The sequence below is a fragment of the Rothia sp. LK2588 genome, from assembly GCF_040946465.1.
In the GTDB taxonomy this organism is placed as follows: Bacteria; Actinomycetota; Actinomycetes; order Actinomycetales; family Micrococcaceae; genus Rothia.
Map to the genome: position 1 here is coordinate 309,704 of NZ_JAYWLS010000002.1, position 21,024 is coordinate 330,727.

The 21,024-nt window shown below is 60.4% G+C and carries 17 protein-coding genes and 2 tRNA genes; 6 read left to right on the plus strand and 13 right to left on the minus strand.

The genetic code is table 11. The features are described 5' to 3' along the window. Position 1: 1 nt before the first annotated feature. Entirely contained in the window at positions 2-1,129 is a 1,128-nt protein-coding gene (locus tag VVR12_RS05790; protein ID WP_368550219.1) for an ABC transporter permease, read from the minus strand. A 214-nt stretch (positions 1,130-1,343) separates the two neighbouring features. On the opposite strand from VVR12_RS05790, the gene VVR12_RS05795 reads away from it, so the two are divergent. Next, on the plus strand, positions 1,344-2,657 hold the full coding sequence (locus VVR12_RS05795; protein ID WP_368550220.1) for a sensor histidine kinase: 1,314 nt from the start codon (positions 1,344-1,346) through the stop codon (positions 2,655-2,657). Then, positions 2,647-3,276 (plus strand): response regulator, encoded by a 630-nt coding sequence (locus tag VVR12_RS05800; RefSeq protein ID WP_368550221.1) that lies wholly within the window; start codon positions 2,647-2,649, stop codon positions 3,274-3,276. Before VVR12_RS05795 ends, VVR12_RS05800 begins: the two co-directional genes overlap by 11 nt. An 11-nt stretch (positions 3,277-3,287) precedes the next feature. Here VVR12_RS05800 and VVR12_RS05805 read toward each other — a convergent pair whose 3' ends face one another. The 5 genes from VVR12_RS05805 to VVR12_RS05825 all read right to left on the minus strand — a co-directional run bounded on the left by VVR12_RS05805 (position 3,288) and on the right by VVR12_RS05825 (position 8,938). Beyond that, the gene (locus tag VVR12_RS05805; protein ID WP_368550222.1) at positions 3,288-4,547 is read right to left on the minus strand and encodes an acyltransferase family protein; all 1,260 of its coding nucleotides are present in this window, start codon (positions 4,545-4,547) and stop codon (positions 3,288-3,290) included. Between the two features lie 168 nt (positions 4,548-4,715). Then, positions 4,716-5,198: a dehydrogenase gene (locus VVR12_RS05810; RefSeq protein ID WP_368550223.1), complete on the minus strand. Its 483-nt coding sequence runs from the start codon at positions 5,196-5,198 to the stop codon at positions 4,716-4,718. 24 nt (positions 5,199-5,222) lie between these two features. Beyond that, positions 5,223-5,414 carry a YbdD/YjiX family protein gene (locus tag VVR12_RS05815; RefSeq protein WP_368550224.1) on the minus strand — a complete coding sequence of 64 codons (192 nt, stop codon included), beginning with the start codon at positions 5,412-5,414 and terminating at the stop codon, positions 5,223-5,225. 104 nt (positions 5,415-5,518) lie between these two features. Beyond that, on the minus strand, positions 5,519-7,834 hold the full coding sequence (locus VVR12_RS05820) for a carbon starvation CstA family protein (RefSeq protein WP_368550225.1): 2,316 nt from the start codon (positions 7,832-7,834) through the stop codon (positions 5,519-5,521). Between the two features lie 108 nt (positions 7,835-7,942). After that, positions 7,943-8,938: an NAD(P)H-quinone oxidoreductase gene (locus tag VVR12_RS05825; protein WP_368550226.1), complete on the minus strand. Its 996-nt coding sequence runs from the start codon at positions 8,936-8,938 to the stop codon at positions 7,943-7,945. Positions 8,939-9,090: 152 nt separating this feature from the next. Here VVR12_RS05825 and VVR12_RS05830 point away from each other — a divergent pair. Then, a tRNA-Ser gene (locus VVR12_RS05830) sits at positions 9,091-9,178 on the plus strand. Positions 9,179-9,262: 84 nt separating this feature from the next. Next, the gene (locus VVR12_RS05835; RefSeq protein WP_368550227.1) at positions 9,263-10,732 is read left to right on the plus strand and encodes an FGGY-family carbohydrate kinase; all 1,470 of its coding nucleotides are present in this window, start codon (positions 9,263-9,265) and stop codon (positions 10,730-10,732) included. A gap of 52 nt (positions 10,733-10,784) precedes the next feature. Here VVR12_RS05835 and VVR12_RS05840 read toward each other — a convergent pair whose 3' ends face one another. Genes VVR12_RS05840 through VVR12_RS05865 form a run of 6 tightly spaced genes read right to left on the minus strand, consistent with a single transcriptional unit; the run spans position 10,785 to position 17,777 of the window. Beyond that, positions 10,785-11,525: a GolD/DthD family dehydrogenase gene (locus tag VVR12_RS05840; RefSeq protein ID WP_368550228.1), complete on the minus strand. Its 741-nt coding sequence runs from the start codon at positions 11,523-11,525 to the stop codon at positions 10,785-10,787. Beyond that, complete coding sequence (xylB, locus tag VVR12_RS05845) at positions 11,522-12,913, minus strand: xylulokinase (protein WP_368550229.1); 1,392 nt, start codon at positions 12,911-12,913, stop codon at positions 11,522-11,524. Before xylB ends, VVR12_RS05840 begins: the two co-directional genes overlap by 4 nt. A gap of 2 nt (positions 12,914-12,915) precedes the next feature. Then, positions 12,916-14,400 carry a mannitol dehydrogenase family protein gene (locus VVR12_RS05850; protein ID WP_368550230.1) on the minus strand — a complete coding sequence of 495 codons (1,485 nt, stop codon included), beginning with the start codon at positions 14,398-14,400 and terminating at the stop codon, positions 12,916-12,918. A 26-nt stretch (positions 14,401-14,426) separates the two neighbouring features. After that, positions 14,427-14,888 carry a ribose-5-phosphate isomerase gene (locus tag VVR12_RS05855; protein WP_368550231.1) on the minus strand — a complete coding sequence of 154 codons (462 nt, stop codon included), beginning with the start codon at positions 14,886-14,888 and terminating at the stop codon, positions 14,427-14,429. A 25-nt stretch (positions 14,889-14,913) separates the two neighbouring features. After that, complete coding sequence (locus tag VVR12_RS05860) at positions 14,914-16,605, minus strand: dihydroxyacetone kinase family protein (protein WP_368550232.1); 1,692 nt, start codon at positions 16,603-16,605, stop codon at positions 14,914-14,916. A 35-nt stretch (positions 16,606-16,640) separates the two neighbouring features. Further along, positions 16,641-17,777, minus strand: coding sequence for a zinc-binding dehydrogenase (locus VVR12_RS05865; protein WP_368550233.1), 1,137 nt, complete (start codon positions 17,775-17,777; stop codon positions 16,641-16,643). A gap of 148 nt (positions 17,778-17,925) precedes the next feature. Here VVR12_RS05865 and VVR12_RS05870 point away from each other — a divergent pair, with 148 nt between their 5' ends. Beyond that, positions 17,926-18,876: a sugar-binding transcriptional regulator gene (locus VVR12_RS05870; RefSeq protein WP_368550234.1), complete on the plus strand. Its 951-nt coding sequence runs from the start codon at positions 17,926-17,928 to the stop codon at positions 18,874-18,876. 65 nt (positions 18,877-18,941) lie between these two features. Here VVR12_RS05870 and VVR12_RS05875 read toward each other — a convergent pair whose 3' ends face one another. After that, the gene (locus tag VVR12_RS05875) at positions 18,942-20,342 is read right to left on the minus strand and encodes an RbtT/DalT/CsbX family MFS transporter (protein WP_368550235.1); all 1,401 of its coding nucleotides are present in this window, start codon (positions 20,340-20,342) and stop codon (positions 18,942-18,944) included. Between the two features lie 385 nt (positions 20,343-20,727). On the opposite strand from VVR12_RS05875, the gene VVR12_RS05880 reads away from it, so the two are divergent. Beyond that, positions 20,728-20,816 (plus strand) — tRNA-Ser (locus VVR12_RS05880). Positions 20,817-21,024: the final 208 nt, after the last annotated feature.

Consider the following 21,024-nt stretch of genomic DNA (forward strand, 5'->3'; position numbering starts at 1 on the left):
ATTAGTTGCCTCCCAGAGCGATCATGGGGTCGATCTTTGTCACACGAGCGGTCGCGATCAGCGAACCGAGGATGCCCAGCACCCAGATGCCGGCGGCGGGGCCGATCACGGTCAGCGGGGTGAGCGCGAAGGGCACGGTTCCGCTGGCCAGCGCGCCCAGGCCCCAGCCGATCAGCGCACCGGCGATGGCGCCTGCCGCCAGGACGATGGCGGCCTGAATCAGCGCGTCACGCAACAGGTACCCGGTGGTCGAGCCCAGGGCACGCAGCACCGCCAGGTCACGGGTGCGCTGGATCGTCCAGACCGTCAAGAAGGAGATAGTCACCAGCGCCGAGATGCCGTAGAGGAAGCCCTGCATCGCCTTCAACGAACCCTGCTCCGACTTGTAGGCGGCCAGGCCATCGAAAGATTCCTTCACGGTGGTCGCACGGGTGTCGGTGGCGTCGGCACGGTGGGTGAACTGATCGTCGGTGGCCTCCGGGGCCTGCACCGCGAGCACGGTGCCCACAACCTGCTGGTCGGCGCCGCCGTCCCGCGGGGCCTGGTGGCTGAGCTTGGTCCAGCCGGCGGTATTAGCGAAGATCACGGGGGTGTGCGAGTAGTAGGTGTCGCGCACGATACCGGCCACGGTGAAGTCCGTGCCACCCACGTTGACCTTGTCCCCGGTGGAGAGCTTGAGGTCCTCGGCGGTCGAGGACGCCAGCACCACCTCGTCGTCGGCGGGGGTCGCCGTACCGGCCACCACGCCCCCGGCGGTCTGCTCGACCAGGCCGCTATCGGAGGGAACACCGAAGACGGCGACCGAACCGGCATGGTCGGTGGTTTCGATCTTGGTCTGCGAGATGCCCACCGGCTCGACCTTCTTCATGGCGGCGTCCTCGCGCCACTGCTTCAGTTCCCCTTCCGTGATGACCGACGAGGTGTAGGAAACCTCGGGCTCGCCCGAGCCTGTTGCACCGAAGACGATCCGATCGGCATTGAGCGACTTGAGAGCGGCGGTGTTCTGGTTGCCCAGGCCACCGGTCAGTCCGGTGAGCATCACCAGCAACAGGGTCAACAACCCCACCACCGAGGCGATCAGGGCGAAGCGCCCCTTCGCGAAGAAAATATCTCTGATCCCAAGAAACACGGTCTCTGCCTTTCAGAAGAAGATGTCGTCAAGAATTTGCGTCACTATCAATTCTTCTGAAACGGGCCCCGAAGCACATCGCGTAAAAGGTTGAACCCGAATCAACCGAAAGGTTGATGTACCCCCGCAGACACCGCGTAGAGAATGCGCTAGCATGGCTATATTTTCGCCCCGCCTGACCTGCGGGCGGGCGCCACGGCAGCTCAGGAGGCACATGGGCAACCCACGCATCGGAATCGGCCGCAACGGATCGTCCGTGTTGCAGGTACTGAGGATCAGCTTGCACGTGATGTTCGCGCTGTTGTTGCTGATCGGCACCGTCATGGCCCTACGCGACGGTGGCCCAGCCAGCACGATCCTGTTGCCGGCTACCGCGCTGGGGCTGTGTTACCTGGCCGGTACGGTCGCCGAGAACCGCTTCGCCCCCGGCCGCTTCGGCGGTTACGAGGGGGCCAACCTGATGGACGCCCGTCCCCACCTGGCGCAACTATGGCTGGGAGTCATCACCCTGCTGTGGGCCCTGCTGTTAGTACAGCACCTCAGCTTCACCTGGCTGATGTTCCCGATCGTCTTTTTGGCCATCCACCTGCTGCCGCTGGTGATCGCCTTGGCGGTCACGGTAGCGCTGACCGCGATATCTATCGCGGTACCCGCCACCACGACCGCTCACCTCTCCCCCGGCGCGATCATCGGCCCCATCCTGGGTGCGATGCTGGCGATCATCGTCTCCCTGGCCTACCGCGCCCTGCACGAAGACGCCCGCACCTATCAGCGCACCGCCGAGAAACTGCGCGCCACCCAAGCCGAACTGGCCCTGCGCGAACACGAGTCGGGCCGCATCGAAGAGCGAGAACGGCTGGCCCGCGAAATCCACGACACCTTAGCCCAGGGTCTCTCCTCCATCGTGCTGATCTCCCGCGCCACCGAAGCGAACCTCGCCGCGCACCACACCGAACAGGCCGCCCAGCAGCTCGGCGTGATCCACCAGGTGGCCACCGAAAACCTCGCCGAGGCACGCCGCTTCATCCGCGATCTCTCCTCCCCCTCGCTGACCAGCTCCCTGGCCCCGGCCCTGCGCCGGTTGTGCGAGGAGACCCAGGAGTTAGAGCGCGCCCGTGGCCGCGAGCTGACCTGCACCTTCCAGCTAGACGGCCCCGAGGCGCCGTTCGGTGCCGACTCCACCACCCACGAGCCCTCCGACGAGATCGCCCAGGCGCTGGCGCGGATCGCCCAGGGGGCTCTGGCCAACGTCCGCGCCCATGCCCAGGCACACTCGGCGGTGCTCACGTTGGGACTGTGGGAAGAGCAAACCACCCTCGATATTTTCGACGACGGGCGCGGGTTCGACCCAGCCAAGCTCGAGGCCGCCGGCGAAACGGGAGGCTACGGGTTCACCTCGCTCCGCGAACGGGCCACCGCACTCGGTGGCACGCTCAGCATCGACTCCGCCCCCGGGGAGGGAACCGTCATCAACGTCTCCATCCCCGCGACCCCGGCCCCAGCCACGAAGGAACAGCATGAGCATTAATCTCTTATTGGTCGACGACCACCCCATCGTTCGGGCCGGGCTCCGCGCGGTTTTCGACGCCTTCGACGACATGTCGGTGATCGCCGAGGCGTCCGATGGCTCCCAGGCGTTGGAGGTGCTCGGCGAACTCACCGCCGCAGGCAACGCACCCGACGCCGTCATCATGGACATCCAGATGAAACCGATGAACGGCATCGAAGCCACCGGCGCGATCACCGCCGCCGGCGGCCCGCCCGTGCTCGTGCTGACTACCTTCGATACGCCCAACGACATCGTCGCCGCCGTAGAGGCCGGCGCGATGGGTTACCTGTTAAAGGACGCCCCGCCCGAGCAGGTGCGCGCGGCGGTGCAAAACACGGTGGCTGGTAAGCGGACGCTCTCCCCCGAGATCACCACCGCCCTCTTAGACCGCATGCGCACGCCCGCGGTGGACCTCAGCCCGCGCGAAAAAGAACTCCTGACGGCACTGGCCACCGGCGCGACCAACCGCCAGCTGGCCAAGCAGCTGTTTATCTCGGAGGCCACCGTCAAAACCCACCTGGTACACATCTACGCCAAACTGGGTGTAGAGAACCGCACCGGTGCTATCTCGAAGGCACGGCAGATGGGTCTGGTCTGAGCCGTCCGAGCCTACTCGGCGCGGCGCAACTCGATCTCTTCGATCTCCTCGGCCTGCACATCGGAGAGGTTTTCGATCTCCACCGGTTCGCCGGCGGGCATCGGGTCCCGTTCCTCGGGGTTGCCGAACTCCTTCTTCGCCAGCTCGGCGCGGGTATTGGCCGAAGCGAAGTGACGATCCTTAAACGCCAGGGCGGGTAGTTCGACCCACTTCCAGATGGCAATACCCAGGCCGGTGCCCAGCACCACCATCACCGCGACCGCCACCGGGCGCGGAAGCATCTCGCCCACCGAGTGTTCGATGATTTTGTAGAGAACATCGTGGCACAGGTAGATCGAGTAGCTGGCCAGGCCCAGAACCTGCAGAAAACGCCAGCGCATCACATTCATCACGAAGTTACCTAGGGGTTGGCGGGCCGCCACCTGACCCCACAGCACGAGCACCGCGGCCGCCCCGGCCTGCATCGTGTAACGGATGGTATCGCGGAAGAACTCATCGCGGATCACCAACGAGATCAGGTACAGCAGCACCGCGGCCACCAGCACCCAGTCGCGGCCGAGGAGCGGAACCGCGCGTCCTTCCACCGAGTTGCGGCTATCGGCGAAGCGGGAGCCGCGCAACTGCTGCCCCAACACGTGGTGGGAGTCGCGGTTCTTGAAGAACCACACCGAGATCAGGGTGCCCACCGCAATCGCCTCAACGCGGGTATCGGTGCCGAAGTAGATGCGGTCGACGCTCACACCGTCCAGGCTCAAGAAGAGGCGAGCCAGCATCGAGTACACCACGGTCACCGCGCTGATGCCGGTCACGATCTTCAGGTAGTGCTCGGACTTCACCGCAAAAAGCCAGATCAGCGCGAAGACCAGGTAGAACTGCTCCTCGATCGCCAGCGACCACGTCACGTGCGAACCGGGCAAAACGGTGACCGTGGAATCGAGGTAGCGCCAGTTGAAGAAGAAGAAAATCTGGCCCAGGAAGTCGACGATGTTGACCTCGCCGCCGAGAAGCATATAGATCACGGTGGGCACGATCAACGCCAACACCAGCGGCGGCACGATCTTGATCAATCGGCGCATGTAGAACCCGCCGATGTCGAACCCGCCGGTCTTCTCGCGCTCACGCAAGAGCAACAGGGTGATGATAAAACCGGAAATCACGAAGAATATGGTTACGCCCGAGCCGCCCGGCACGAAGGTCAGGCCGGCGTGCGAAAAAACGACGAGCAAAACGGCGAAGGCGCGCAGTGCGTCGATGTGTGCGTAGCGATTCATAGATTTTTATACCCTGGCGGTGCGATGGTTCGATAGTTCGTGCGGTGACTTCTTTGCACCGGGCGCTGAAAAAGCGCACAGTGCACCCATAGCAATCGAATCTACCATTGCCAAACAACCGAAAACCGGTTAGTTTCTGTCCCCTTATGGGCGGTCTGCGTGGGCTACCTAGTGAGCGCCACCGTGCTGTTTCTCCGCGGCAGAGACCAGCCGCTCAGCGTCCTCAAGATGTTCGGCCACGCGATCCACGCGCTGGGTCATGACCGCCTGCCGGGACTGCTGGGCGGCGTCGTCCGAAGCCACGCGGGTCATCGCGAGCGCCTCGGCGCACAGCGCCACCGCGTTGCCCGCCTTCGACAGGCTGCGGTGAAGGTCGGAGTAAACCCCTGTGGGTGAATAGGGCATATCGGTGCCGGCGCTGGGTGCGATGGTTTGCGCGCGCCGGCAAATAGTGCGGACTTCCTCGATCATGTCGGCCAACCGATTCGCCTCGGGAACCACAAGCTCTAGCGAGCGGTCATCGGGCAGCTGCTGCAGGATCTGGTGGAACCGGTCGATGCCCCGGTTGAAGCGGTCGTTGGCGCGCCGCCACACGCCGCGGCCGAGCTCGGCGTCGTCGCGGCGGCTCTGCAGAAAGTCCTTCAGTCCCACGTATCTCCCTCGTTTTGGGTGGCGCTAACAGCAGCGCGACCCGGGGTTCTTTTCCATGCGGTCGGTGTAATCGCGCCAGAATTCCTTCTCGGTCATCGGCGCATGGTCGCACCCCGACTGACGGTGATAGGCAAGGTACTTCTGGTACCGGTCTGCGCCCAGCACACCGTTGGCGAACCAGACGAACTTGCCGAAGAGTTCTTTGATGGTCTGCATCGTTGACCTTTCGTCGTGGACAGTATAGCGCGGCGGGCGCCCTGACTATACAGGACGCCCGCTGCAGCTCTGGCGCACCCCGCACGGGGCGAGGTGTGTTCAGGTTAGTGGCCGCTGTGGCTGGCGGAGCCGACGAGCTGATCGGGGTGCTCGCGGTAGAAGCGCTGCCACTCTTTCTCCAGGGCCTTCTCGGAGGGGGTCTCGAGCATGCCGGCCGGGGCGTAGAGTCGAGACTCCACGTAGGGGTTCTCGTTCGAGACGTGGTGGCGTCCACCCTTGGCGCGGAACACCTCGATGATCGCTGTCACCACCACGATGAGGGTCAGCACGACGAACACGATCGAGAGGGTGCCCTGCACGAAGGTGTTGCGCACGACCGCCTCCATCGCCTCCACGCTCTTGGCGGTACCGAAGTGATCGGCACCGGATTCCAGCGCGTTCTTGAAGGCGTTGTGGTTGGCCCAGTAACCCACCTTGGGGTTGCTGCTGAAGATCTTCTGCCAGGAGCCGACCACGGTCACGACCAGGTCGAAGGCCAGCGGGATCGCGATGATCCACAGGTACTTGAACTTGCCCTGCTTGGCGGCGATGGCCAGGCAGACAGCCAACGCCACGGCGGCCAGCAACTGGTTGGCGATACCGAAGAGCGGGTAGAAGGTGTTGATTCCGCCCAGCGGGTCGGTCACGCCCAGCAGCAGGATGCCGCCCCAGCCGGCGACCATGATCGCGGTGGTCAGCCAGGCTCCCACGCGCCAGTTGTGGTCGCGGAACTTGGGGAAGAAGTTGCCCAGGGTGTCCGAGAGCATGAAGCGAGCCACGCGGGTACCGGCGTCCACGGCGGTGAGGATGAACAGCGCCTCGAACATGATCGCGAAGTGGTACCAGAAGCTCATCAGGTCGAGGCTGGGCATCATGCTGTGCATAATGCCGGCCATGCCCACCGCCAGGGTCGGCGCACCGCCGGCGCGGGAGACGATCGAGTGTTCACCCACGTGAGCGGCGGTATCGTTGAGCAGTTCGGGGGTGAGGTTCACACCGGTCAGGCCCAGCGAGTTCACGAACGCGACCGCGCCTTCGACAGTGCCCTGGGTGGCACCGGTGCCGGCGTTCATCGCGAAGTAGATGCCGCGGTCAACGGTGATGGCCGCGACCAGCGCCATGATAGCCACGAAGGATTCCATAAGCATGCCGCCGTAACCGATGAAGCGGGTCTGGCGCTCTTTCTCCACCATCTTCGGGGTGGTGCCGGAGGCGATCAGGGCATGGAAACCCGAGAGCGCGCCACAGGCGATGGTCACGAAGAGGAAGGGGAAGAGCGAACCGGACCACACGGGGCCGTCGGCACGACCGGCGAACTCAGAGACAGCCGGCACGGAAATCTCGGGGCGAACCACTACGATGCCCACGGCCAACAGGACGATGGTGCCGACCTTCATGAAGGTCGAGAGGTAGTCGCGCGGCGCCAGGAGCAACCAGACCGGCAGCACTGCGGCGATGAAACCGTAGATAATGACGGCCCAGGCCAGGGTCACGCGATCCAGGGTCAAGTACTGCACACCCCAATCGGTCTCGGCGACCCAACCGCCGGCGATGATGGCGGCCATGAGCAGTACGAAACCGATGATGGAGACCTCGCCGACCTTACCGGGGCGAAGGTAACGCAGGTAGATACCCATGAAGAGCGCGATCGGGATGGTCATGCCGACGGAGAAAACACCCCAGGGGGATTCGCCCAGAGCGTTGACGACCACCAGGGCGAGGATCGCGGTAATGATGATCATGATGGCGAGGGTAGCCAGGATGGCGGCGTACCCGCCCACGGTGCCCAGTTCCTCTTTGGCCATCTGCCCCAGCGAGCGTCCACCGCGGCGCATCGAGAAGAAGAGAACCAGGTAGTCCTGTACCGCGCCGGCGAAGATCACGCCGACGATGATCCAGATGGTGCCCGGCAGGTATCCCATCTGTGCCGCCAGCACGGGGCCCACCAGCGGGCCGGCGCCGGCGATGGCGGCGAAGTGGTGGCCGAAGAGCACGCGGCGGTCGGTGGGTGCGTAGTCCTTGCCGTCGGCGTCGTACTCTGCGGGGGTGGCGCGGCGATCATCGGGCTGGGCCAGCTTGGCTTCGATGAACCGCGAGTAGAAACGGTAACCGATGAGGTAGGAGCAGACCGCGGCAAAGACGAACCAGATACCGTTGACGGTCTCTCCGCGCACGAGCGCAACCATCACCCAGCTGAACCCGCCCAGCAGAGCGATAGCGATCCAGATGGCGATCTTCTTGGGGGTCCACTTCTTGTGTTCGGCGTCCAACGTCGCGGGGTCGACGTACGCTGCAGGACGGTCGGGGTGGGAGTCTTCTGAGGGCAACCGCCGGTCGTGCGGGGTGAGCGGCTCAGAGTTCCCGGAGACTACGCTGCTCATGGGGAAATCCTTTGAATGTGTAAAATGTGCATCGCATTACATAGGTAATGTGATTCACAATTTATCAAAGATTAATAGCCGCCGTGCCCCGCGCCACCTGCGACTAATTTAGTGTGATACAGACAACACCACTTTGCCGCGATGCTGGCCCGAATCGAAGTACTCGTGGGCTTCGCGCACCTCTTCGAGGTCGAAAGTTCGATCCAGGTGAGCGTCAATCAGGCCCTTTTCAATTAATGGCCAGACCACATCGGTCACACCGGCGATAATATTCGCTTTATCCTCGGCCGTCCGCGAGCGCAGAGCCGTAGCGTGCAGGCTCAGTCGCCGGGTGAGCATCTGACCCAGATCCACCTCGGCGCGGGCTCCACCTTGCAGGCCGATGATGGTCAGGTGCCCGCCGTCTGCCAGCGTCGAGAGGTTGCGTTGCAGGTAGGAACCGCCGACAACGTCCAGAATGTAGTTCACACCCTCGGACGCGATCTGCTTGACGGCCTCTTCGAAGTCTTGAGCGCGGTAGTTGATCGCCTCGGCGCCGAGTGATTGCAGGTAGGCGCAGGTCTCCGGGCTGGAGGCGGTGGTGAAGACCTTGATGCCCAGGTTCTGCAACAGCTGGATCGCATGCAGGCCGATGCCACCCCCGCCGCCGTGCACGAGCGCGGTCTTGCCCTGGTTGTCGGCCAGGTTGGTCGACAGACCGCAGGTGGTCACGAGATTGGAGTAGACGGTGGCGGCCACCTCGATGAGCCCGCCCGCCTGCTCCAGGCTCAGCCCGCGGGGCACCGGCAGGGTGTGGCGGGCGTCCACGGTGACGTACTGGGCGTATCCCCCGCCTGCCAAGAGCGCCACGCGCTGTTGGCCGAGCAGCTCAGCGGGGGCATGCGGGCCGAGCTCCTCCACGGTGCCTGCCACCTCGAGGCCGTAGATGGTGGACGCCCCCGGCGGGGTGGGGTACATGCCGCGGCGTTGCATCGCGTCGGCCCGATTCAGACCGGCTGCGGCAACCTTGATGAGCACCTGACCCGGCCCCGGAGTGGGGCGCGGCTGGTCGGTCACCTCGAGCACCTCGGGGCCACCGTGTTCGTTTTCAACTACTGCGCGCATGTCAACTCCTTGATCGTTAATACCTCTCCCCATTGTCTGTTCACCGCCGCAGTGCACGCAATGCTGGCGCGTTATTTCGGGCTCAACGAGGGGCGAGTTGACGGTGAATAATTTGGTTTAGACCCCGAAAATCCAGTAAAGTAAGTCGAGTTGGATGGTTGTCCGAGCGGCCGAAGGAGCTGGTCTTGAAAACCAGTAGGCGGTAACCCCGTCTCAAGGGTTCAAATCCCTTACCATCCGCGCTACGGTCCCCGGGCTTTACTCAGCCCGGGGATTTTTCTATGCCGCCCCCGCCACGATGTGCTTTGGGGCACAATGGAAGGTATGGGAACTACAGCTTTTTTCGGACTCGACGTCGGCACTTCCAGCACCAAGGCGGTGTTGGTAACCGAAGACGGGACCGTCCTCGACTCGGCAACTCACGAACATAAGGTCGTTCGCGGGGCCGAAGGCCGGGTCGAGATGGATATGGGCATCTGGTGGCAGGAGTTCAAGACTCTGTACGCCGAGCTCTTCCGCCGCAACGAGGTGAACATCAGGGGAATCGGCGTCTCGGGGATGGGGCCCTGCATCGGCGTGACGGACGTCCACGATAACCCGGTGGGCCCCGCGGCCCTCTACGGCATCGACTACCGCGCCCGCGAGGAGATCGCCGAACTCGCCGAGGATTACGGTCAAGACGCGCTGTTGCAACGGTACGACTCGCAGCTGACCAGCCAGGCGGGTGGGCCCAAACTGGCCTGGTTCGCGCGGCGTCACCGTGCAGTCTTCGAGACCGGGACGCGCTTCTACATGCCGGCCTCGTGGATCATCCGCAAGATCACCGGCGAGTACGTGCTCGACCGTCACTCGGCCAGCCAGTGCACCCCGCTCTACGATCCCGCCACCCTCGAATGGGACGCCGCGATGGTCGAGAGCCTCGCACCCGGCACCGAGCTCCCCCGGTTGGGGTTCAGCCACGAGATCTGCGGGGAGACCGTCACCGTGCCCGAGCTGCCCGAGTTGCAGGCGGGCATCCCCGTTATTTTCGGCACGATCGACGCCTGGGCTGAGCAGGAGTCGGTGGGTGCCATCGAGAACAACCAGCTGTTTCTCATGTACGGAACCACCCTGTTTCTCATCGCAAACTCCCCCGAGCGCACCCGGCACGCCTCGATGTGGGGCACCACAGGCACCCGCCGCGGCACGTTCAACATGGCCGGTGGGTTGGCGACCTCCGGCGCGCTGACGAATTGGTTCCGGGACATCTCGGGCGAGCGCGACTACGGCACGCTCGTGGACGCCGCGCGCAGCGTCCCGGCCGGTTCGGAGGGGTTGCTGACCCTGCCGTACTTCGCCGGGGAACGCACGCCGATTCAAGATCCCGACGCCCGCGGGGTGATGGTCGGGCTCAGCCTGCATCACGGCCGGGGCCATATGTACCGTTCGCTTTTGGAAGCCACGGCCTTCGCCGTGCGGCACAACATCGAGGTCATGGAGTCGGCCGGAGCGCGCATCGAGTCCATCTCGGCCGCCGGCGGCGGGGTGACCTCGGATCTGTGGCCCCAGATCGTCTCGGATGTCACCGGACGCGCCCAGCAGCTCCGCCGCGAAACGGTCGGCGCCTCGTACGGAGACGCGTTCATGGTAGCGCAGACCTTGGGCGCGGTGAGCTCGCTGGAGGAATGGAACCCGGTCGCCACTACGATCGAACCCCGCGAACTGCCGGTCTACGAGGAGTTGTACTCGTGTTACCGCGAGCTTTATGTCTCGACGCAGGAGATCCAGCACCGGTTGCGGGCGTTGCAGCCGTAGCGAAAAGAGAGGGGGCATGCACCCCCTCTCTTCTTTTCATCCTGCTCTCAAGCTAAATTGCGGTGAAACCACCGTCTATCAGGTAGTTCGAACCGGTGATCATCGCCGCGTCGTCACTGACAAGGAAGCCCACCAGAGCCGCGACCTCTTCAGGCTGCGCGAATCGACCGACCGGGATCTCCGCTCTGGCCTTTTCACCTTTCTCTCCAGCCCAAGCCTTCTTACCCAGGGGAGTCTCCACTACAGTCGGTGAAACCGCATTCACGGTAATTCCTCGCGGTGCCCACTCCAACGACAGAGCGCGCGTCATACCTAAGATCCCCGCCTTCGATGCGCAATACGCAACGTGTTGGTCGAGTCCGATCACAGCCGCTTGGGATGCCATATTGACGATCCGCCCATATCCGCGTTCCAACATGGAGCGACCTACTGCCTGAGCCATGAAGAAAGACGCCGTCAGGTTAACCGCGATGGTCTTATTCCAGCTTTCACTCGATATTTCCTCGGAAGGCGCGAGAAAAACCACACCGGCAGAATTAACGAGGATATGGGGGTGGCCGAGAGATTTCTCGACCTCCTCCACTACCTGCGATGCCGTGCCCTCCTCCGTAAGATCTGCAACGATCCCCCGATGTCCCTCGCCGGGTAGCTCCCCCATCGCCTCGTGAACCGAATCTGACAGGTCGACGCCGGCAACCACAACGTCACGCTGGGCAAGATAGTGGGCTATAGCTAGACCAATCCCCGAGGCGGCCCCGGTAATGATTGCTATCTTCTTCTCGTCTATGCTCATGAAGCCACCTCTGGGTAAAGCTTGTTGCGGTAATTAATGTAGTTTCGATAGATCGAGGGCCGCTTCTCAGCCGATACCTTCATCATCTCGGGCTGACGCCAGCGCGGAGGATTCGTCTGGCCCGAAAGGACCCAGGCCGCTTGGCGAGCGGCGCCCAATGCCACAAACTCGGCCGGTTCTGGAACATAAATGTCGATTCCCAGCACTTGCGCCAGAACCTCGCGGAAAGCCCGAGACTTCGCTCCCCCGCCGATCAAGATGATCCTACGCGGTTCGGCTCCCCGTTGAGCGACGATCTTCTCCAGCCCCTCCCGCACGGAGCAGGCCAAACCTTCCACCATCGCACGAGCTACGTCCCGGCGTTGGATGCCGATACCAATATTTCCCAGGTGGGAACGGGCGTGCGGCAGGTTAGGAGTACGTTCACCGTTCAGATACGGCAAAAAGACGGCGCCCTGAGCACCCGGTGACGCTGAGAGCACTAGCTCCGCTAGCTCGTCATGGTCGACCCCTAAGGTGGCTGCGGCGAAGTCCATGACGGGCGCACCGTTGAGGGTGCACGCCAACGGTAGGTACCTACCGGTGGCATCGGCGAAACCGGAAACGTTGTTCTTATAATCGGCCGGGGCGGAATCCGATAACATCATTGCTACGGCCGAGGTGCCCATAGAAACCACGGCGTCGCCATCGCGCAGGTCAAGCCCGAGGGCCGCGCCCATATTGTCACCGGTGCCGGGAGCGATCAGCGCACCTGTAGCGGTTTTCCCGACCGCCTCGGCAGGTTCAGCCAACCGAGGCAACTCCACGCTATGACCGATGGCCCACGCCGCGATGGAGCTCTCCCACTGCCGTCGTGCGGTGTTGTAGTACGCCGTCCCGGAGGCCTCACCGTGGTCGGTGTAGAGCTCTTGGGAGGTGTTCAGTTGCAGGGTGAGGTAGTCGTGGGGCAACGCAATTTTGGTAGCTCGAGCGGCGTTCTCAGGTTCATTCTTGCGTACCCACAGCACTTTCGTCGCCGTATAGGAGGCCAGCGGGACGCTCCCAATCAGTTCAGCTGCGCGTTGCGGGCCACCCAAGAAGGCTGTCAGCTCCTTAGCTTCGGTTGCAGAACGCGTATCGTTCCACAGGAGGGCGTCACGCACTACCTGGTTGTCTTCGTCCAGTAGTACCATGCCATGTTGCTGACCCGCTATAGACACAGCGCTAGCACGGGGCAACAATTCTTCGGTGACCTCGTCTAGCGCCTGCACCCAGGCACTAGGGTCGACCTCCGTACCGGACGGGTGAACGGCGCGGCGTTCGTCCACGATCTCCCCCGTTGCCGCATCGACCAAGAGGGCCTTGCAGGACTGTGTGGATGAGTCTACGCCTAGAACAAACTCAGCCATACTTACTTACCCAGGATCTTCTCGAGGGTCTTGATGCTACCTACCTCGTGCAAGGAGCGGAGGGTCTCTAGATACGGGGCTGTGAAACGTTCGTCGTTAACCACGTCGCCGAAGAAATCCCTGTCGCGTAGGAAGGCAAGCTCGTCATCTCCCAGTTGCGCCTGGGCCGCAACGAGCACCTTTTCTTTTGCGTTGTCAACGATATCGATCGGCTCACCCTGCTCGTCTTTAGCCTCGGCGTAGCGTGCCCATGACGCCACAATCGCGGCAGAAAGCGCGACTTTGCCACCGTCTTTGAGGTTGTCGAGTACAACTGGCATGAGCCACTTGGGAATGCGATCAGAAGACTCAGCGCAGAGGCGGGGCACGGTGTCTTTGACGGCCTCGTTCGTAAAACGCTCGATGAGGGTTTGCGCGTACTGTTCTACGTCGGTGTCCGGCAACTCATCGAGAGTCGGCATCGCTTCTTCACGCATATAGCGCAACAGAAGCTCTTGGATGAGCGGGTTGTTTACGGCATCGTGCACGTAGTGGTAACCGGCCAGGTAACCGAAGTAGCACAAGCCCTGATGCGAAGAATTGAGCATGCGCAACTTGAGCTTCTCGTACGGTTCGACGTTGTCTACGACCTGAACCCCCACTTTCTCGTAGGAGGGACGCCCATCGACAAAACGATCTTCCAACACCCACTGGATGAAATCTTCGGTCACTACCGGCCAGCCGTCTTCAATGCCCAGATGCGTGGCAACGTAACTACGATCCTCATCGGTAGTGGCCGGGGTAATGCGATCGACCATGGAGTTAGGGAAAAAGACGTTCTGCTCGATCCACCCGGCCAACTCGGGGTCCAGCTCACGGGCATGCGCGGTAAACATCTTCGCGGCCAACTCGCCGTTTGCCTGGATATTGTCACAGCTCATGACGGTGAACGGCGGAATGCCTCGCTCACGTCGCAACTTCAGCGCCGCCACAACGAGCCCGAATACGGTACGGGGATGCTCCGGGTCTTTCAGATCTTCGACCACCGCGGGTGTGGTCAGGTCGTACTCGTGGGTCACCTGGTTGAAGTTGTAACCTCCCTCGGTGACCGTCAAAGAGACAATCTTGATGGCTTCCTGGGCCAGATACTCAACAGCCGCTACGGGGTCTTCCGGGGTCCAGATGTAATCGACAATCGAACCGATCACTCGTACGTCCTCATTACCCTCAGAATCACGGGAAATGAGCGTGTACAAATAATCTTGTTCCTGCAACACGTCCCGCATCTTTTGATCATGCGGCATGATGCCCATCCCGGCAATCGCGAAGTCAGTCTCACCGGTGTTGAGCAGCTCATCCAGGTATCGCGCCTGGTGAGCGCGGTGAAAGCTACCTACGCCAAAGTGCACGATAGAGGGCTTCAGCGAGGCGCGGTCGTAGGTGGGGATCGAAGAGACGCGTCCTTCATCCTTAATGGTTTGGAGATTAGCTTGGTTGAGTTTGACCATGATGCTCGGTCCTTTCAGGATTGTTTCTAGCAACCTTCGTACTCGGTAAGAACCTTGACTTTGTCCGCCGAGGCACTGGTCTCATCGAAGTGGTAACCGATCCATTCGTCGGCCAGGCGCAACGCTAATTGCTTGCCGATAACGCGCTCACCCATACAGAGGATATGTGCGTTGTTAGACAGGATAGAACGCTCCACGGAGAAAGAGTCGTGTGCGGTAACTGCACGAATACCCTTGACCTTATTCGCCGAAATCGCCACACCGAGTCCGGTACCGCACACCAAGATGGCGCGATCGGCTTCTCCTGCGGCAACCTTTTCAGCCGCTGCGATGGCTACGGAAGGATAGGGGGTATGCTCATCGGCACCGACCCCCACGTCTTGTACAGATGCCACGCGGTCGTCTACTTCAAGCTGTTCTTTGATAGCGGTTTTATAGGTCAAACCAGCGTCATCGCAGCCCACAATCAAACGGAGTCCATCGGCCATTGTTCTTCCTTTCAGCGATAAATTTTTAGGAAAAGTAGGTACCTAGTTGGCGAAGAATCATGCCCATCGAGGTTGCACCCGGATCGGGATGCCCCACTGACTTCTCGGCCAGCGGGCGCGCGCGACCTTTCTTAGGGCTGAGGGCAGCGGTTTCCTCAGCCTTCTGTACGGCCACCTCAGCAGCTTGTTTCCAAGCAACAGGCAAGTCGTCCTGAGCATTTGCTAGTGACTGGGCGAAGGGTAAGAGTGAGTCGAGGAGCGTTTTATCTCCTATTTCCGCTCCACCCAAAGTGACCATCGAGTCGGTGAAGGCTTGCACAGCTACAATTGCCTGCTCGGGGGCCAAGCGTTCCGCGGCATCGTCCAAGGTGTTGGCAGCAGCTTCGAGTGAAGCACCCCACAGCACACCGGAGGTGCCACCGGCCATCATGGCCCAAGCACGGCCTGCCAGCTTGAGCAACTGAGAAGGACCGGCATCTTGAGGAGCCTGTTCGATAGCTTCTACGGCGGCTTCAGCGCCCCGCACCATGCCACGTCCATGGTCACCGTCGCCGGCATAGGCATCAATCTCGCCCAGGTATTGTTCCTGTTCACGCATTAACGCGGCGACGTCGGCGGCGGCTTTTCGAACCTTTTCTGCCAGCGCCGCAGCCGCAGGCGAGGCCGCGACGAGGTCTTCCTCAGCCACGGTGGCGGATTTCGCGGTGTAACTCGATTGCGTCCCAAGGGGGCGGGGATCTTTACGGTAGGCGCAGGTGTAAGCGGGTGCCTTCCACGCAGTCTCCAACTCATCGTCCAACCAGAACACGGTCAACGAGACACCGCCCATGTCGAGAGAGGTCACCAGTTCTCCCACTTCAGGATCGACAATCTCGTATCCCGCTTCGCGAAGCTGACGCGCGATAGTTCGGTAGAGCAAGAAAAGCTCTTCGTACTTCGTGGTACCCAGGCCGTTGATGATAACACCTACCCGGGCGCCGGCGTCCTCTGGTGCATCTGCTAACACCGCTTTGGTGAGCATTGTGCCCAGCTGATCCGCGGACGTACGCGCTTCATCGCGAATGCCGGGTTCACCGTGAATGCCCAAGCCCACGCCCATCTGCCCCTCGGCTACGCTAAAGAGAGGGTCGGCCGCACCGGGCATGGTGCATCCAGAGAAGGCCACCCCGAGGGTGCGGGTTCGCTCGTTGGCGAGGTTACCGATGCGCTCAACTTCATCCAGGGATTTTCCCGCCGCGGCAGCCGCTCCCATCGCTTTAAAAACGGTGAAGTCACCGGCGATGCCCCGGCGCTTGTCGAACTCGGGGGCGGAGGCAATATCGTCTTTGACAACGACAATGCGGGTATCGATGCCCTCGTTATTGAGCATCTTCGCGGCAATACCGAAGTTGATGTTATCGCCCTGGTAATTGCCGAAAGTAAGGACCACGCCTTTGCCCTGGTCTGCCGCCTTGGCCACCGAGTAAACGTGCGCGGCTGAAGGTGAGGTGAAGATATTTCCTACCACCGCGCCCGAGGCAAACCCCGGGCCGACGAGTCCCGCGAAAGCGGGGTAATGCCCTGAACCGCCGCCGACGATGACGGCAACCTGCGGTTCTTTCGGTGGCAAGGAAATAACACCTCCGGGCACACCCACCAGTCGGTCTGAATAGAGATCCAGAAATCCCTCGAGCTGGTCTTCAGCAAACTCGGCAGGATCGTTGAACAGCTTGGTCATAACAGGTGTACCTCTCGACAGTGTGGGATCGCGGATTACTTAGCGAGCTGGTTGACAGCTTCGGTCAGCCCGGGGACGATACTGCACTTAATGGAATCGCCTTGAGAATCGGCGACAGTGTCCAGACCAGCCTGGAACTGATCCAGGGGGAACTGATGGGTGCAGATCTCATCCAACGGCAACACACCCGATTCGATAATCTTCACCGCGGTCGGCCAGGTGTGCGGTCCCAAGTGCGCACCCAACACATTGAGTTCTTTGTCATCAGAGATGATCGACCAGTCAACAGTGACATCGGAACCGAAGACGGAGTACTCGACGTAGGTACCGAGTTTGCGCAAAAGGTTCAACCCCTGCGGGACGGCCGAGGGGTGACCGGTGCACTCGATGTAAACATCGGCACCGTAGCCGTCGGTCATATCTTTGATCTTCTGTACCGCGTCTTCGTTCTTAATGTTGATGACCTCGTCGGCACCGAGTTTCTTAGCGAGCGCAAGCTTGTCATCAGACATATCCAAGGCGACGATCTTCAGAGGGTTCTTCTGGCGGACACCGATCAGTGCCGACAAACCGATCGGTCCGGCACCGGCGATCACGACGACGTCCTCGAATTTGATGTTGCCGCGTTCTACCGCATGGAGCGCACACGAGAGAGGCTCGGCAAAAGCCGCGTGCTGCGGCGGGACGTCCTTGGAGATCTTATGAACGCGGGCCAGCGAGGGAACCAGCATGTATTCGGCCATGCCACCGTCCCATTTCTTGAAGCCAAACATATCGTGGGGCCCACACATCCAGTATTCGCCTCGAATGCAGTATCGGCATGTGCCACAGGGGGCAATTTGCTCGATGACGATGCGATCGCCCACGGCCAGCTGATAGGGCTTACCTTCGCTATGGGCAGCGAGACTCTCCTCGTTGGCAGTGACGATGGTACCGGCAATTTCGTGGCCGGCGATGCGCTCGCTCTCGGCCCATTGCGGACGGTTTTCATCGCCCCAGAACTTGGCCGCACCGTGGTAGCACTTGAGGTCGGAGGCGCAGATACCCACGGCATCGATCTTGATGATCATGTCGGTTTCACCGGGTGTTGGGGTAGGTACGGTCTCCAGAACATAGTTCTCGGGGCCTTTGACGACGACGGCTTGCATTTCAGCAGGTAGTGCGGCATTCATGGGGACGCTCCTTAGGTTCAATGTCAGTGTTTGAATTTATTCTGCGTCACACCAGAACATCTGTCAAGCACGTATGTTCACAACAGAATGGGTGTCAGTGCAGTTATTCTTAGATCTGAATACTCCTCCGCCTAGAATTGCTGTTTCAATGAGTCCCATCAAAGACATTTACGACCCAGAGAATCTTTACGCCGCCGCGCGCCTCTACTACGAAGAAGATCAGGGCCAGTCTGAAATTGCCACTCACCTCGGAGTATCCCGCCCTACGGTTTCTCGAATGCTCTCCCAAGCTCGCGAGGTTGGAATTGTTAAAATCGAGGTAATCCACCCAAGCTCCGGCCCAGCCAATCAACTCTCTACCCGCCTGGCGGAAGCTCTAGGGGTACAACGTTGTTACATAGCCCCGGGTTTACAGACCGCAAACTCGCAGAGCAAGCTGGGCGCCGGATTAGAGCCCATGGTTTCTCAAGCAATAAGCGATATGAACTTATCGGTCGGAGACGGGTTAGTCATTTCCTCAGGCGTAGCAATGTACAACGTTTCCCGAATGAAACTGCCACAGCTACCCGGGGTGGTGGTATCCCCGGCAGTGGGTGGCCTCGCTGAGCCCGAAGCTTGGTATCAAACTTCAGAGATAGCGCGCGCCTTCGCCCAAAACACAGGGAGCACTTACATCCCACTCTTTGCGGGTGTCATGCCTTCAACCTCACTGTATGAAGCTCTACAGAATGATGTCTCCTACCAACAGGTACAACACTTGTGGTCCACGGCCACCGGCGTACTGGTCGGGATCGGATCACGGACCTCTGGGCGCACGTCTCTCGCATCTGCAATCCCTAAGCAGGCACTCCATGAAGCCGAATGCGATATCTGCCTACACTTCTTCGATGCCGATGGTGAAAGTCTCGCTTTCCCCGGTTCAGACCGGACCATTCGCATACCTCTAGGGGATCTACGGCGCATCCCCCACGTGGTGGCAGTGGCAGTCGGTAACGAAAAGGTGCACCCAATCATAACTGCCGCCAAAATTGGGATTTTGAATGCACTCGTCACCGATGAACATACAGCACATGCGGTATTAGAACGGATAGGTTCATAACGGGAGTTCACCCACGCAAATATGAAAGGCTCGTATGCTATTACATACGAGCCTTTCATATTTGATTATTGATTGTTAATGTGAACCCGACGCTCGTTGGCCGCTTGAATCGCCAACGCCTGAGTGTCAGCCTCACGCATCTGTTGTCGCTTCACCGGGTCATCCTGTTCGGTGCGCAGGTTTCCAACCATAACGAACGCGCTAGCGTACAGTGCCACAAAGACCCAAATGACGGCTGACTTTTGCGCAAAGGCGCTCATGCCCAACGCGCCAGTAATCGACAGCACGATAGAGACCACCGAAGTACCAAGGAACGCTGCTCCACCCGCGGCGGTAGTGTACATAGCCATGGCAGCACCGCGGTGATCAGGCGCGTTTGCCGGCATGATCGCGCCCATAGGCACAAAACCTGCCAGACAGATACCGAAGACGACGCCGGCAATCACTGAGACTACGTAACCCCAGGTTGAACCGGCTGGAACCATATGCGGCACATACCACCAGAGCAACAGGCCACAAGCAGAGGCAAAGATGCCAAACCAGCGTACGGTGTTGACCCAGCCGATGCGGTCACCCACATTGCCAAAGAACGCGTTGAAGAGGATGTTGCCAGCAAAGATGAAGGTGGTCATAAGCAACCAGCGCGACTGCCCCCAGCCCAATTCATCGGCAATTACAACGGGCAAAATCACGAACATACCGAACTGAGGAGCAGTGTTGATCAGGCGAATCAAGAACCCCTGAAGCACTTTGCTGTTCGAGAAGAGTAAACGCACCCCAGAGAACAGTACCTGCGAAGTGGACTCGTCAGCTGGGGCGATACGACGCGATCCGTTCTCTGCACGACATCCGAGAAAGACCATCAGCGCACCGATCACAGCCAAAGCCAGCGCGACCCACATGGCGCCATATTCTCCTGCAGTGCCACCACCGAATGCAGAAATCGAGGCAATCGCCACCAGTGAGCCAATAGTGGGTAGACCGCCGGTAAACATCACGTAGAACCACCCTACAGAGGTCCCCGCCATTGATGGCAGTGCGGTGATATTGACCCACACCAAGAAGGAGAAGGAGAAGAGTGGGTATGCAAAACCGCGGAAGAAATAGGTGAGTGCAACAAGCCAGTAGCTCCCCGTGCCCAGAGAAAGAAGGAAGGCTACCTGGAAAATCGCCCACATCACGAAGCCGATCATCATAACTTTCTTCGGCCCCATCAAGTCGGAAAGTACACCGGAGAGATAGCTGGCAATGAGAGCAGCCAGAGAGTACGCGGTAATGATGAATGAAACAGTGGCTTCAGTACTACCCAGCACCTTCACTAGATGCGGGGTAATGAAGTTAGCCTCCACACCGAGGCCAATTTGAAAAATCAACAGGCCTAAAAAGCCCCACTTGAGTACACCGGGGATTCCAATGCGATCCAGAAAAGGCCCTTCGGCCTTTACTGTACGAGATGACGACGCCATGCCCATTTACCTCCTGGAGTTATCAGGTCATATCTGTGTGTACCCGCCCTTTTGAGCCGAGCCAGGACGCAACATCAGTGACGCGCCCCACAAGTTTGTATTACAGAGTAGAGCAAAAGGCGCTATCAGCACAAGCGTTCAGAACGAAATTTCACATCATTTGACTGGGCTGCACTTGAGTTTTTGAACGGCACCCCTATCCCTCGATGGGGGTAGGGACGTGACGCATGGTAAGTAAAAGAGTGAGCGGAGGCAGGAAAAAATAGGTGGACAAAGCACCACCCTCCCCGTGCCAACGCTTTGACCTGCCCTCGCCGAGCCGCTAGTATGGTGAATACTGTGTTGGCTGTAGCGCCTGTTGACGAGCTACCGTCGCACAGGGTTTGGAGACGTGCCAGAGCGGCCGAATGGACTTCACTGCTAATGAAGGGTCGGGATTAAACTCGACCGGGGGTTCAAATCCCCCCGTCTCCGCCGCATAAAGACCCCTGTTTCTTCTAGTTGACTAGGAGAAACAGGGGGTCTTTTTCATTTGGTGATAACAGACTGATAACAACCGTCGCGAGAACAATAACCGCGAGCGCGCAGTCACCTCGTCAATGTGACACGTGACGCCACACACCGCAGGTGCAATTGCTTAAGGTGTCGAACAAAATTAGATTGTTCTCTGTGAAAAAAGTAA